Here is a 13,544-nt window from a genome sequence, read left to right as displayed (position 1 = left end):
GCCTCACCGGAAAGGGGAACACGATGTCCACAGTTCCGGCCGCACGACCCGATCCAGACCCGCGAGATGTCAAGCGCTGGAGACGATACCTCGCCGACGAACAAGCCGAGGCCGCCGTCTACCGAGACCTCGCGAGTAGGCGCAGCGGCGAGGAGCGCGAAATCCTTCTCGCCCTGGCCGACGCGGAGGGTCGACACGAGGCGCACTGGCGAGCGCTACTCGGCGATCACGTCGGCAAACCACTTCGCGGCGATATCCGCACTCGGATACTGGGCTTTCTGGCCAGGCGCTTCGGCTCCGTCTTCGTGCTCGCTCTTGCACAGCGCGCGGAGACGCGATCCCCGTATCCCAACGACGCCGACGCGACTGCATCGATGGGCGCGGACGAGAAGATCCACGAAGAAGTGGTGCGGGCCTTGGCCACTCGGGGTCGGAACAGACTTTCGGGGACGTTTCGTGCCGCCGTCTTCGGAGCCAACGACGGCCTCGTCAGCAATCTCGCTCTCGTGCTCGGCATCAGCGGTAGCGGCGTCTCCAATCAGATCGTTCTGATCACCGGCATGGCCGGGCTTCTGGCCGGCGCCCTGTCGATGGGAGCCGGCGAGTACGTTTCCGTCCGCTCGCAGCGAGAGTTGTTGGAAGCGTCCAATCCTGGTCCGGCTGCCAGCGAAGCTGTCGGACTGCTCGACGTCGACGCGAACGAATTGGCCCTGGTCTACCGGGCCCGCGGCATGCCCGCCGAGGAAGCGGATCAGCGCGCCGCCGAGGTCCTCGCGAACAGCACCTTCGGCGCCGCGGACGTTGTCGACGACCATGAAGCCGTCGGAACCGGGTTGGGCGCAGCGGCGGCAAGTTTCTGCTTCTTCGCCTCGGGCGCAATCATTCCGGTGCTGCCGTACCTGTTCGGCCTGGAAGGCATGACGGCTCTGATCGTCGCATCTGTTCTCGTGGGGATCGCGTTGCTGACGACGGGCATTGTGGTCGGGTTGCTCTCGGGCGGGCCGCCGTTCAAGAGGGCTCTACGCCAACTTGCGATCGGCTACGGCGCTGCCGGCGCGACGTATCTGCTCGGCATGTTGTTCGGGACTTCGCTCTGAGCGTCTGCTTACGCGCGTAGGGCGGGATCGCGGTGAGCCGGATCGATCCGGACCGGAATTTTGCCCGCTGCGTTGTGTGCCAGTGCGAAGCCATCCACCACGGCTCCAATCTTGCACAGGCCCCGTCTGTCGGCTCACCCCGCCGGTCGGGGCTTTGCTGTAGACGCGCATCTCGGAAACCTGAAGGCCTCGACCGCAATATGTCGGCGAATCGCAATCAATGTAACCACTAGATGCACTTAGGGTACTCGTTGGCATCGACATTTCCATCCGCTGCCAGAATGGGTACTCGGTGAAACCGCATCGGCCACCTGCCTGATCCCGGTGAGTTGGGGCCCACTAGGTGGCGGTGTTCTGCTCAAACCCTTCCACCGTTCGTGTGCGGTTTCTCATTGGGTAGCGTGCGTGTGTGGCGATGGAAGAGAAGTTTTGAAGGGGCAACGCCGCTCGGCGACCGTTACTCTGCTGGCCTTCGCCGGTTTCGGCTTAGTGTGCGGACTCGTAAGTGCTGCCGTGTTGTGGTGGTACGCCTCCCAACCCTTCACGATCTACACATTCAGCTACCGGCCGCACGACCTCGAATCGACCCAGATCGAAAAGGTCTCGGTTTACCGATTCATAACTGGACTGCTCATTGGCGGACCCATTTTTGGAACTGCCGTCGGGGCGCTCGTTTTGACGACAGGGTGGAATCTCGTACGGCGAGAACACACGATCCGTATCGACTAGATCCTGTTTTGACCCGCTCAACTCTGAACATGTGATTAGAGCCGAAGTGGTGTCTCGATCAATCGGACAGTTAGACGAAGTCGGTGTTCATCGATCGGTCCTTGATGCAGCTGGAATCAAGTAGTAACCGGCGACTGCCGGAGGTCAGGCATCTTTCCGTCGGGAATAGTGCTTGCGCCACTTCGTAATGGCGGTCGCAAGGAAGGCGACAGATCCACCGATCACGATCAATAGGAGTGCCCAGTTCAATGCGGAGGCGTCCTCGACTGCGGCGTCGACTGCAGAAGGTAAAATAAGCACAGGAAACAAGATGGTGGCGATCGTAGACGCCCAACGCTGAACGACTTCACTGTCGATGAACTGCGCGAACCTCGACATCGCACCCCTTTAACGTCCCTGCCATTGACCGGCAATTCGAGTTATGACCCGTTTGATACTTCGCAACACCCTGTGTCGAAAGTTGTCAGCGTACTCAACGATGCTCCCGCGCCGCGTCTAGATAGATTTTCGCAGCAGATTCGAAGGCAGCAGACCGTGCAGCTTTTTGTTGTGATTCCTTTGAGAGAAACCCACCCTGTATTATTTGGCCATTCTCGCGTGCCGGCGCTGTCGTCGAGCGTGCCTATCAGCTCTAACAAGGCGCTTCGTCGGACCCTACTGAGAGTATTCCGGAAATCCAGTTGTCCTCATTCGCTGGGTGCCACCATCGTCCATTGAGCTACGTCATCTCCACAGTGTTGCAGAAGACTGCCCGCAGTCGATGCCGCAATCTGAGTCGAGCGTTCGCGGTCGCCTTCGAACGTCTGATTACCAAGTGCTCGATCTGCGCGGCTATTGCCTCAAGCAATTTGAGGAGGGGAGCGAAGCGTGTCCATCACTCGACCGATTGAAGACGATCCTGCGCGAAAACCTTGGCAAACAAATGGAATTCGAATCGAACGAAACCCTGCGTCAACGGGTCGACGAACTGGCAGCAGCGAATGTGCGATGCCAGGATGAAAACGCCAGGCTCACAAACCAAGTCGCGGAGCTTGTCAATCAAGTTCGGGAAACCGACGATGAACTGATGGGTGCACGCAACAGCTTGCGCGGGATGATCCGAGAACATTCACAATAACGGCAGGTGAGTGGATGGTGACGCCTGCACACACACACACACACACACGAGACCTGATCCAAAGCCCCGCAGCGGGAATGCCTCGTTGGCAATGGCTGGAATTGATCGATTGGTCGACGTGCCGCCAGTGGGTTATTGCCGGGCATGGTCCATCCGGTTCCTGCTATCGTGACGACATGCATTTGATCTTTGAGTGACGGATTTCATTTGGTTCCCCGAGCTCGTCGAGCAATCCGAGCCGGGCGGTCGATCGTGAACCTCTGACCCCTGTGGGTCTCCGTCAACTTCTGCGCGCTCGGTCGAGCATCGGTATGTCTCTGTAGCGCGCCCTTTTTAGGGATTCAAATGCCTGATTCAACGATCACTCCTGCGCGCTCGCATGCGCAACTTGTCGTGTCCAACGTCGCCGTTTCATTCGGCGGCGTACCTGTCCTGAGCGGGGTCGACCTCGCGGTAACGTGTTCCTCGCGCTGGGCGGTTGTGGGCGAGAACGGCCGCGGAAAGTCAACTTTTCTACACGTCCTCGCCGGAACACTTCAACCGGATAGCGGCACAGTTACACGTGTCGGCACACTTGGTCTCGCGCAGCAGGAGATGCTCACAACCGACACACGCACCGTCGGCCGGGTCGTAGCAGATGCGATAGCCGATTCGCTGTGCGCTCTGGCGGAACTCGATGCCGCATCTCTCGGTCTTGCCTCAGGGGAGATCAAGGCCGATGAGCGGTTCGCTACTGCGCTCGAACAAGCGGAGAGACTGGATGCTTGGAACGCCGAGCGGCGGGTGCGCATCGCACTCGCCGCCCTCAGCGCCGAAACCGACCACTCCCGTCGCTTGACCGAACTCTCTGTCGGACAACGCTATCGGGTGCGTCTGGCATGCCTGCTCGGGGCGAGCGATGACTTCCTGCTGCTCGATGAGCCCACCAACCACCTCGACTGCGTAGGACTCGACTACCTCACCGAGAGGCTCCGTGCCCGAGCCGGAGGGGTGGTTGTGGTCAGCCACGACCGCGCATTTCTGGCCGACGTCGCGCAGAACGTCTTCGCGCTCGACCCGACACCGGATGGCCGCCCCCGCGTGTACGGCGACGGATACGCGGGCTACCGGGCGGGCCGCGAAGGTGAGCGCGCGCGATGGGAGCAAGACTACGAGCGACAGAAGGTGGAGACGGCACGACTGCGTGAGGATCTCACTACTGCACAGAATCGTCTCGTCAGTGGATGGCGTCCAGGCAAAGGGGCAGGGAAACATCAGCGCGCAACTCGGGCCGCCGGCCTCGTGCAAAGCGTGCACCGTCGCCGCGAGACCTTGGAATCGCAGCGCCTTCCCGTTCCCGAGCCTCCTCAAAGGCTGAGGTTTCCCGACTTGCCGACTCGGCCTGGAGTTTCCCTGCTGGTTGCAAGCGGGGTAACCGTAGCTGGTCGCCTAGTCGTACCGACATCGCTGCGCGTCGACGGGCGGTCCAAGCATGTGGTGACGGGACCGAACGGTTCCGGAAAATCCACACTCCTATCGGTGCTGGCAGGCAAATTGGATCCGACGACAGGGCGCTCTCATACAGCGCACTGTGCGCGGGTGGTACTGCTCCAACAGGAATCGTCGCTGCCTCCAGAACAGCGGGTGGGCGAGTTTTACTCTTCACGGGTCGACGAACTCGTGGCGGTTGGGACGATTCAGACGGGTTCTGCAGTCTCGCTGTCATCATTGGGGCTCCTGCGCGCATATGAGATGAGCAAGCGGATCGGCGAGCTGTCGATGGGCCAGCAACGCCGACTCGATCTCGCCCTTGCGCTCGCGTGCCGCCCGCACGTGCTGCTCTTGGACGAGCCGACCAATCACCTGTCCATTGCTCTCGTAGATGAGTTGACCGAGGCGCTCAGCGCTACTGAGGCAGCCGTGGTGGTTTCCACTCACGATCGACAGATCCTGCGGGATACGGACGGATGGCCGAACCTGAGGCTGTCGGGCGTCGAGTGCGAGGTGTAGGCATGAGGGTGGAGCGACTCATGCGATGGCGAACGCTACGGCCGCTTCACAATCGTGACTACCGGATACTTCTGTCCAGATCGACGAGAGCCCGCTCGAGCTCTCAGTACTGACGCTTTTCTGATCACGACGAACAGTCGTTGCCCGGCACTCGGAAATTCCCGAGTTGACGGCCAAGGCGATCCGCAACCAGCTCGGAATGGCCGAGCCACGTCAGGGAAAGGGCAAGAGATGAAGGTCAAAGCACACGCGGTTCGATCAGGCGACTGGTGGTCGGTCGACCATGGCGTTGATCGGGATCTCGGCATATGGGCTAGTCCCGGTGGCACTGGCATGCTGTTCGGGACCTCGCTCTGAGCGTCGGCTCATGCGCGCAGGGCTGGATCGCGGTGAGCCGGATCTATCCGAACCGGAATCTGGCACACCACGGCCTCGGTGTGTTTGCGCAGTGCATGAGCGATCTCATCGGTCCGTTGGCTCGGGAGGAACCGGTGCCATCTGGTCGCCGGGTCGATGGTGGCGACGACAACAAAGGTCTCTCGGTGGGGGAAGTGTGTGCGGATGTAGCGGGCGAGGGTGTTCCCCACGGAATTCTCGGTGTCCTCGATGACGATCAAACGCGAATTCGGGTGTCGGGCTTGCCATCGGCGTGTGAAGTCCGTCGTCGATTCGTGGGCCAGGCAGACTCGAATTGCGATGGGCTGTGACGACATCGCCGTTGCCGCGGCCATCGCGCGGGTGGAGAGCGACGTAATTTCGGACACCGGTACTAGGACCGCTGGTTTGTATCCGATAGACAGAGAATCGTTCTCACCCTGAACGGTTAACCGCGTACCGATATGTGTGTACGCACCGCGGATGCGTTCCATACCGAGGACGAGCGCAGGGAGGGCGAGAGCGATCAGCCAGGCTCCCTCGGTGAACTTCATGGCGGTGGTCACCACTGCTGCGATCGAGGTCAACACTGCGCCGAAACCGTTGAGCGCTAGGCGCCACTTCCAGCCCGGCGTCTGTTCGGCGAGCCAGTGGCGCACCATGCCGAACTGCGCGAGCGTGAATCCGATGAACACACCGATGGCGAACAGCGGCACCAAGGTGTTCATGTTTCCGCCGGATCCGATGAGCAGGAGAGCACCGACGCCACCGAGCGACAAGACGCCGTAAGTGAAGACGTCGCGCGTCGACTTCCGGCTGAAGCGGTGCGGGAGCACGTTGTCGTCGGCGAGGATTCGCATCAGGTTGGGAAGTCCGCCGTACGAGGTATTCGCGGCCAACGCCAACAGAATCACAGTGGAGAATTGGACGACGTAGTAGCCCACACCATTTCCGAGGGCAGCGGAAGTGAGTTGCGACAGGACCGTTGTTCCAGGGACTGGGGCCAGTGAGAACTTCTCGATCAACACGGCAAGGCCGATCAACATGGTGCCCAACAGGATTCCCAGAGCTACTTCGGCACGCTGAGCGCTACGCACGCGAGGCTTCTTGAAACTGGGTACCGCGTTGGCGATGGCTTCGACACCGGTCAATGCGGCGCAACCACTCGAAAATGCCTTGAGCAGAAGGAGAATGCCGATCGTGTGTGCGTTGTCGACGACGAAGGGAGCCGTTGCGGCAGCAGGGTTTTCCCGAAGTAGTCCGGCACCGATCACCGTGAAGATGCTGACGACAAAAACCACGGTGGGCAACATGAATACCCGCGCGGAATCTGCGATGCCCCGCAGATTCAGTGCCGTGATGCCGCCGAGTATCGCCAGTGCGATCCAGACCGTGTAGGGAAGAAGCGCAGGGAAGGCGGAGGTCAGAGCCGCGACACCGGCTGCGATCGATACCGCGACGTTGAGGGTGTAGTCGACGATCAACGACGCGGCGGCAGTCAGGCTTGCGCGAGGACTCAGATGCTTCTTCGCGACGGCATATGCGCCACCGCCTTCGGGAAATGCGGCGATCACCTGGCGATACGACGCCACCAGGACCACAAGCAGCACGGCGATGGCGATCGTCACCGGCACGGTGAACCCGATCCCCGCGCCGCCGGCGAGGGCCAACACCAACACGATGGCTTCTGGACCGTACGACACCGAGGCCATCGCGTCGAGCGACAGACCCGCCAGTCCGGTTGCGACGGAGAGCTTTTGCTTCTCAGGTTCGCCGCCGGCGCGGATGGTCGACGATATGACTCCACGGTGTCCGAGTATCACTGCATGTCTCACCGAGTCAGTATCGTCATTTCCCGTAGCTCTGAGACTGATCTTGACGATGCTTTGACGCGATGGCCTGCAAATCTGTACGGGTTCACAACGGGGGTTCGAGTCGCGGGAAGCCTTGTGACAGCTGATCAATCCAGCGAGCGCGCGTGGCGAGAATATCGCGGTTCCGAGACTCCGATTGGGCGGCGACGTGCGAAAGTAGGTCGCGAAGTCGGCCCAGAACGAGTGGCGAGTTCGATGCCGAGGCTATGACGTCGTCCAGTCCGGTCCTGACGAAGCTCGTGAAGTCGGGCAGTGGAATCACCACACGCAGATCACCATGCTCGTCGACGGCCCGGATCGAATCTGCGCGTACGGAGGTCACCAGAGAGAGGAGGTCCTCGATCTCGTCCAGAGCCTGCACGGCCGTCGCAGGATCGTTGATAGCGGGTGAGAGCGCTCTGAGCGCGATGTCAGCCAACAACCGAATCGCGAGTAGGGGGTCCTGGGTGAAGGTCCGCTCACTCCCACTGACCAAGGCGTCAAGGATCGTGTTGGCGGGCATGGGTCCGCCGTAGACGTCGGCGAGCGGCAATCCGTCTCGCAGCGTGCTACCCGGCGACACTCGGAGGACCACCATGGATCGGCAGTTCCGAGCGCTCTGCAGGAGATCTTCGACGAGGATCTGTTGCAGAACGGCCGGCGGTCGATGCCACTCGATTGTCGTGATCACCGGAAGTGTTGGTAGAGGAGGCAACTCCAGATCAGTGGTGGGGTACACGGCGGCGAAGACTGCTCGGCCACGACTCGAGATCGAGGTCAGTACAGGAGCCAACTGGATGGCCGAGAATGCGCGCAGCTGGAGCAGTCTGATCAGCGTCAGCGTGGCCAAGAGTGCCAGCACTGCGAGACTTGGCACAACCACGGACACATCCGTTTCGTTGCTGATGGCGAGCGCTGCCGTGATGTCGAAAACCGACTGGCCTATCGCGAAGGCAAACGTCCGCCACACGATGGGGTCGTCGCGGAACAACAACAAGCGAGGGGTGAAGGTGGTCGCGGCCCATTGGACGACGAGGAACAGCAGCGAGAAGATCACTGCCACTACACCCAATAGCCCCAGTCCGAGGGCAACGAGCATCTCGCTGACCTGACGGGCGGGAATCATCGGGCCGCTCCGGACGTACGGCATCCCCAGTCCGGCAGCCAGTCCCACGACGACGCACAGGATCTGGGTCAGGCCGGCACGTACACGGCGCCGGGGGACGAGGAAGGCATGCCCGATCAGGGTGGGAGCGAAACGTCCGGGCTGATCCACACTTCAAGCCTCCACGCTGCGGCAATGGTGCGCCTTCACCCGAAACGGATGATGTCGACGTCGTCGTGATCCTGAAACGCTTGAAAGAGCCATGTGAGAGACAGAAGGCGAGACGTCATGACGGATCCGACAGACCAGAGCCGCGCCGTACTACCGATTCCGGATCGACAACATCTTGGTCTGGTGACGTACGACGCGAAGGATCCGGACACCGAGTTTCCGCCGATCACTCCGCTACTACCGCCGGCCGGCGCACCCAATGTTCTGGTGGTCCTGTTGGACGACGTGGGATATGGCGCGAGCAGTGCCTTCGGAGGACCAGCGGACACACCGACTGCTGAGCGATTGCAAAGTAATGGGCTCACGTACACGCGGTTTCACACGACGGCACTGTGTGCTCCGACCCGCGCCGCTCTTCTGAGCGGGCGCAACCATCATTCGGTCGGCATGGGATCGATCACCGAAACCGCTACCTCGGCTCCTGGTCTTTCCGGCCTGCGGCCGAATACCAAAGCCGCACTGCCGATGACGTTGAAACTCAACGGATACTCGACGGCGCAGTTCGGCAAGTGTCACGAGGTTCCGCCGTGGCAAACATCCCCGGTGGGTCCGTTCACGTCGTGGCCGACGGGAGAAGGCGGATTCGAGCACTTCTACGGATTCATCGGCGGGGAGAACAACCAGTATTACCCGGCGCTGTACGAGGGCGTCGCGCCTGTCGAGCCGGACAAGACACCGGAGGAGGGTTACCACCTCACTGAGGACCTTGCCGATCACGCGATCGACTGGGTTCGGATGCAGAAGTCATTGGCTCCGGACAAGCCGTTCTTCGTCTACTTTGCACCCGGCGCCACACATGCACCGCACCATGTTCCGAAGGAGTGGGCAGACAAGTACGAGGGCCGGTTCGCAGGAGGTTGGGACGCTCAACGCGAATCGATTCTCGAGCAGCAGAAGCAGCGGGGAGTCGTTCCCGCGGATGCGGTCCTCACCCCGAGTCCCGAGGCCATTCCGGCGTGGGAGGACATGAGTGAGGAGATGAAGCCCGTCCTCGAACGCCAAATGGAAGTCTATGCAGGATTTCTCGAACACACCGATTTCCATGTCGGCCGGCTTGTCGATGCGATCGAAGAACTCGGAGCTCTCGACAACACCCTCGTGTACTACATCATCGGAGACAACGGAGCGTCCGCAGAGGGGACGATCAACGGCGCTTTCAACGAGATGGCCAACTTCAACGGACTCGCCGCCATCGAGACGCCCGAGTTCATGGCGGAAGTGAAAGACAAATTCGGTACCAAGGACGCATACAACCACTATTCCGTGGGGTGGGCGTGGGCAATGTGTACCCCGTACCAGTGGACGAAACAGGTTGCGTCGCATTGGGGTGGCACTCGCAACGGGACGATCGTGCACTGGCCTGCAGGGATTCGGACCAAGGGGGAGACGCGGTCGCAATTCACCCACGTCATCGACGTCGCACCGACGATCCTCGAGGTCGCGAAACTGCCGGAACCGACCTTCGTCAACGGCGTCCAGCAATCACCCATCGAGGGGACCAGCATGGTCTACACCTTCGACGACGCCGAAGTCGCCGAACGTCACGATCTGCAGTACTTCGAGATGGCCGGCAACCGTGGAATCTATTACAAGGGTTGGAGTGCGGTCACCAGACACAGCACTCCGTGGCTGTTCGCGGAGGCACTCCCCGCACTCGACGACGACGTGTGGGAGCTCTACGACGGGTCTCAGGATTGGACGCAGTCCAAAGACTTGGCGGCCGAGATGCCGGAGAAACTCGCTGCACTGCAACGCTTGTGGTTGATCGAAGCGGTCAAGTACAACGTGCTTCCGATCGACGACCGAAGATTCGAGAGGTTCAACCCTCACATCGCGGGGCGTCCGCAGTTGGTGTCCGGGAATCGACAGGTTCTGTTTCCCGGAATGAAACGGCTGAGCGAGCACAGCGTGCTGAGTATCAAGAACCGATCATTCAGTGTCACAGCAGCAGTCGACGTCGCGGATGGCATTACTGCCAACGGTGTGATGATCGCGCAGGGAGGCAGATTTGGTGGCTGGGCACTTTACGCGCGGGAAGGCCGCGCCAAATTCGTCTACAACCTATTGGGCATGACCGAGTTCGTCATCGCTTCCGACGTTGACATTCCGGCAGGATCACACCAGATCAGAGCTGAGTTCACTTACGACGGAGGTGGTCTCGCGAGAGGCGGTGGGGTCACGATCTATCACGACGGTCGCGAAGTGGGCTCAGGTCGCGTCGAGCAGACGCAACCGATGGTCTTCTCCGCGGACGAGACCACCGACATCGGGGATGACTACGGCATGCCTGTCAGTGTCGATTACAGTGGCGCAACCACATTCAACGCACGTATCGACGTCGTGCAGATCGATGTCGGTGACGACGACCATACCCACCTCATCGATCCGGAGGAGGTGGCGCGAGTGGCGGTGTCCAGACAGTGATTCCACAGGCAAGAGCAGCAGTCACAATCTCCTGAGGGAGGGTCGCAATGCCGACCGTCATCCGAACTGTTCACGATCTGGTCCGCCACGCGCGCGGGCCGACGCACCATCACCACCATCAATCCGTGCAGGAGGCGCGGCGAATGCGTGCCCACCACATTCTGGTCACGCATTCGCTCGCCTGATTTCGGGGCTACAGGTCGCGCGCCAATGCTCGTCCGGCTGCGCGGCCCGAGAAGATGCAGCCGCCGAGGAAGGTCCCCTCGAGTGCGCTGTAACCGTGGACTCCGCCGCCGCCGAAGCCCGCGACTTCACCGGCTGCGTACAGGCCGTCGAAGACACTGCCGTCGGCCTTGATGACCTGCGAATCCAGGTTGGTTTCCAAGCCGCCGAGAGTCTTGCGTGTGAGCAGGTGCAACCGGACCGCGATCAGTGGGCCGTTCTTGGGGTCCAGGATCTTGTGCGGTGCAACGACGCGCACGATCTTGTCTGCCAACAGATTACGGGCACCGTGGATGGCGGTGACCTGGAAGTCCTTGCTGTACTTGTTGTCGACTTCGCGGTCGCGGGCGATCATCTCGCGCTCGATGTCCTCGTAGTCGAGGAGCGGTTCGTCGGTGAGGGCGTTCATGCCGTCGACCAGATCACGAAGGTTGTTGCGCACAACGAAGTCGGCGCCCTTCTGCTTGAACGCCTCGACCGGTCCCGGCGCGCCCTTCTTGATTCGTTCGAGGAGGAGCTTGAAGTCGCGGTTGGTGAAGTCCGGGTTCTGTTCCGATCCCGAGAGTGCGAACTCCTTCTCGATGATCTTCTGGTCGAGGATGAACCACGTGTACTCGTGGCCGCTGTCCAGGATGTACTTGAAAGTTCCCATCGTGTCGAAGCCCGGGAAGTTGGGGACCGGCAGACGCTTGCCGGTGGCGTCGAACCACATCGAGGACGGTCCGGGAATGATTCGGATTCCGTGGTTCGGCCAGATGGGATTCCAGTTCTGGATGCCTTCGGTGTAGTGCCACATGCGGTCGCGGTTCACGATGTTTCCGCCCGCGGATTCGGTGATTTCGAGCATGCGCCCGTCGACGTGCGCCGGTACTCCCGTCAGCATGTGCTTGGGTGCCTTGCCGAGTCGCTCGGGCCAGTTTTTCTTCACCAGTTCGTAGTTGCCGCCGATTCCACCGGATGTCACTACGACGGCCTGTGCGGCGAACTCGAACTCGCCGACGGGGGTGCGTGAGCTCTTCACACCGCGCAGATCACTGGAAGGTTCGAGGACGGTTCCTCGTACACCGGTGACCGCGCCATCGGTGACCACCAACTGATCCACCTGGTGGCGGTGCTTGAACGTGACGAGGCCACGTTTCTGGGCAGCAATGACCTTGGTCAGAAAGACATCGACGACGCCAGGTCCGGTGCCCCAGGTGAGGTGGAAGCGAGGCACCGAATTTCCGTGTCCGAGAGCCATTCCGCGGCCACGTTCGGCCCAGCCGACATTCGGCATCAGGCGAAGCCCCAGATCGTGCAGGTACTGACGCTTGTCGCCCGCTGCGAACTCGACGTATGCCTTGGCCCACTGACGCGGCCAGTGATCTTCGCGGTCGCGGTCGAATCCCGCTGTGCCCATCCAGTCCTGCATTGCCAACTCGAGGGAGTCCTTGATGCCGAGTCGGCGTTGCTCGGGGCTGTTCACGAGGAAGAGTCCGCCGAGAGACCAAAATGCCTGCGCGCCGAGGTTGGCAGCGTTCTCCTGTTCCACGACAAGGACTTTGCGGCCCGCGCGCGTCAGTTCGTAGGTGGCGACCAGTCCCGCCAGCCCTGCCCCGACAACGATGACGTCAGCTTGTTCGCTCACGACAACTCCTCTTCCGATTGGTTGTTCTGGATTATTTCGCTGTAGGACAGCAGAATTCGAGTGAAGATATCGCGGCGCAGTGCAAAGGCGGCGTTGGTGTCGGTATCGACGAGGCACTGCACGCTGGTGCCGTCGTGCACTGCAACCAATGCCCGTCCCAACGCCGTCGGGTCGCCGACGATTGTTCGCCCGACATCGCTGAGTGCGGACTCCACAATGGGCAACAGGGTGCGAAGGATCGCGTCTTCACGGTCGGCAAGGGCTTTGCGAAGTGCCGGGTTACGGAGCGCGTGGGCTGTGAATTCCGCGTTGATCCGGTACCACTGCGGGTCGACCGGAACCACCGCCACGATCCGGGCGACAGCGGCATGGATGTCGACGATGTTACCGGCGGTGATCGACTCCGTCGCCAGCCGTAGATCGGCGAGCATTGATGCAGATCGCTGCTCCCACATCGCGAAGAACAATTCGTCGAGTGAATCGAAGTTGGAGTAGAACGCGCCTCGGGAGTATCCGGCGCGTTCGCAGATCTGCTCGACCGTGGCGTGCCCGAACCCGGATTCGGAGAAGACATCTGCAGCCGCGTCGAGCAGACGCTGCCGGGTCTGACCACGGCGTTTGGTGACACGCTTGGCCGGCGAGTTGTCCGTTCCAGTCGTCATCGGCGCCTCCGTCAGGGTGGGACCCCAAACGATACACCGATGTATCCGATGCGCAGGCGTATCTCGATCTGTTCTTCTTCGCAGGTATTTCTATGCATATCTAGTAAATGTGC

At 61.1% G+C, this 13,544-nt stretch carries 9 protein-coding genes; 5 read left to right on the top strand and 4 right to left on the bottom strand.

All coding sequences use genetic code 11. From position 1 onward, the window contains the following. Window positions 1–23 precede the first annotated feature (23 nt). The 3 genes from EHW12_RS26460 (at window position 24) to EHW12_RS26440 (ending at window position 4,932) form a co-directional block, all read left to right on the top strand. Complete coding sequence (locus EHW12_RS26460; protein ID WP_125052121.1) at window positions 24–1,097, top strand: VIT1/CCC1 family protein; 1,074 nt, start codon at window positions 24–26, stop codon at window positions 1,095–1,097. A 1,543-nt stretch (window positions 1,098–2,640) separates the two neighbouring features. Continuing rightward, the gene (locus EHW12_RS26445; protein WP_037128715.1) at window positions 2,641–2,943 is read left to right on the top strand and encodes a hypothetical protein; all 303 of its coding nucleotides are present in this window, start codon (window positions 2,641–2,643) and stop codon (window positions 2,941–2,943) included. A gap of 345 nt (window positions 2,944–3,288) precedes the next feature. Further along, window positions 3,289–4,932, top strand: coding sequence for an ABC-F family ATP-binding cassette domain-containing protein (locus EHW12_RS26440; RefSeq protein ID WP_003939805.1), 1,644 nt, complete (start codon window positions 3,289–3,291; stop codon window positions 4,930–4,932). A gap of 365 nt (window positions 4,933–5,297) precedes the next feature. On the opposite strand, the gene EHW12_RS26435 is transcribed toward EHW12_RS26440, so the two are convergent. Further along, window positions 5,298–7,130: an APC family permease gene (locus tag EHW12_RS26435; protein WP_125052740.1), complete on the bottom strand. Its 1,833-nt coding sequence runs from the start codon at window positions 7,128–7,130 to the stop codon at window positions 5,298–5,300. 94 nt (window positions 7,131–7,224) lie between these two features. Continuing rightward, the gene (locus EHW12_RS26430; protein ID WP_125052119.1) at window positions 7,225–8,436 is read right to left on the bottom strand and encodes a DUF2254 family protein; all 1,212 of its coding nucleotides are present in this window, start codon (window positions 8,434–8,436) and stop codon (window positions 7,225–7,227) included. A gap of 117 nt (window positions 8,437–8,553) precedes the next feature. Between EHW12_RS26430 and EHW12_RS26425 the strand changes: the two genes are divergently transcribed. Continuing rightward, the gene (locus EHW12_RS26425; RefSeq protein WP_125052117.1) at window positions 8,554–10,920 is read left to right on the top strand and encodes an arylsulfatase; all 2,367 of its coding nucleotides are present in this window, start codon (window positions 8,554–8,556) and stop codon (window positions 10,918–10,920) included. A 47-nt stretch (window positions 10,921–10,967) separates the two neighbouring features. Further along, entirely contained in the window at window positions 10,968–11,105 is a 138-nt protein-coding gene (locus tag EHW12_RS34755; protein ID WP_164490600.1) for a hypothetical protein, read from the top strand. Between the two features lie 8 nt (window positions 11,106–11,113). On the opposite strand, the gene EHW12_RS26420 is transcribed toward EHW12_RS34755, so the two are convergent. Together EHW12_RS26420 and EHW12_RS26415 are read right to left on the bottom strand one after the other, a co-directional pair. Next, the gene (locus EHW12_RS26420) at window positions 11,114–12,769 is read right to left on the bottom strand and encodes an FAD-binding dehydrogenase (protein WP_007729934.1); all 1,656 of its coding nucleotides are present in this window, start codon (window positions 12,767–12,769) and stop codon (window positions 11,114–11,116) included. After that, complete coding sequence (locus EHW12_RS26415; protein ID WP_042924910.1) at window positions 12,766–13,431, bottom strand: TetR/AcrR family transcriptional regulator; 666 nt, start codon at window positions 13,429–13,431, stop codon at window positions 12,766–12,768. Before EHW12_RS26415 ends, EHW12_RS26420 begins: the two co-directional genes overlap by 4 nt. Between the last annotated feature and the right edge of the window lie 113 nt (window positions 13,432–13,544).

The organism is Rhodococcus sp. NJ-530 (genome assembly GCF_003860625.1).
GTDB classification, from domain to species: Bacteria; Actinomycetota; Actinomycetes; order Mycobacteriales; family Mycobacteriaceae; genus Rhodococcus_F; species Rhodococcus_F qingshengii.
The sequence above is the reverse complement of the archived record's forward strand: the minus strand, read 5'-3'. Positions and strand labels throughout refer to the sequence as shown.

What these genes read in the sequence shown, in the direction of transcription:
- EHW12_RS34755 (WP_164490600.1), top strand. Translation starts at nt 10,968, where the DNA reads ATGCCGACCGTCATCCGAACTGTTCACGATCTGGTCCGCCACGCGCGC.
- EHW12_RS26415 (WP_042924910.1), bottom strand. Translation starts at nt 13,431, where the DNA reads ATGACGACTGGAACGGACAACTCGCCGGCCAAGCGTGTCACCAAACGC.
- EHW12_RS26440 (WP_003939805.1), top strand. Translation starts at nt 3,289, where the DNA reads ATGCCTGATTCAACGATCACTCCTGCGCGCTCGCATGCGCAACTTGTC.
- EHW12_RS26425 (WP_125052117.1), top strand. Translation starts at nt 8,554, where the DNA reads ATGACGGATCCGACAGACCAGAGCCGCGCCGTACTACCGATTCCGGAT.
- EHW12_RS26460 (WP_125052121.1), top strand. Translation starts at nt 24, where the DNA reads ATGTCCACAGTTCCGGCCGCACGACCCGATCCAGACCCGCGAGATGTC.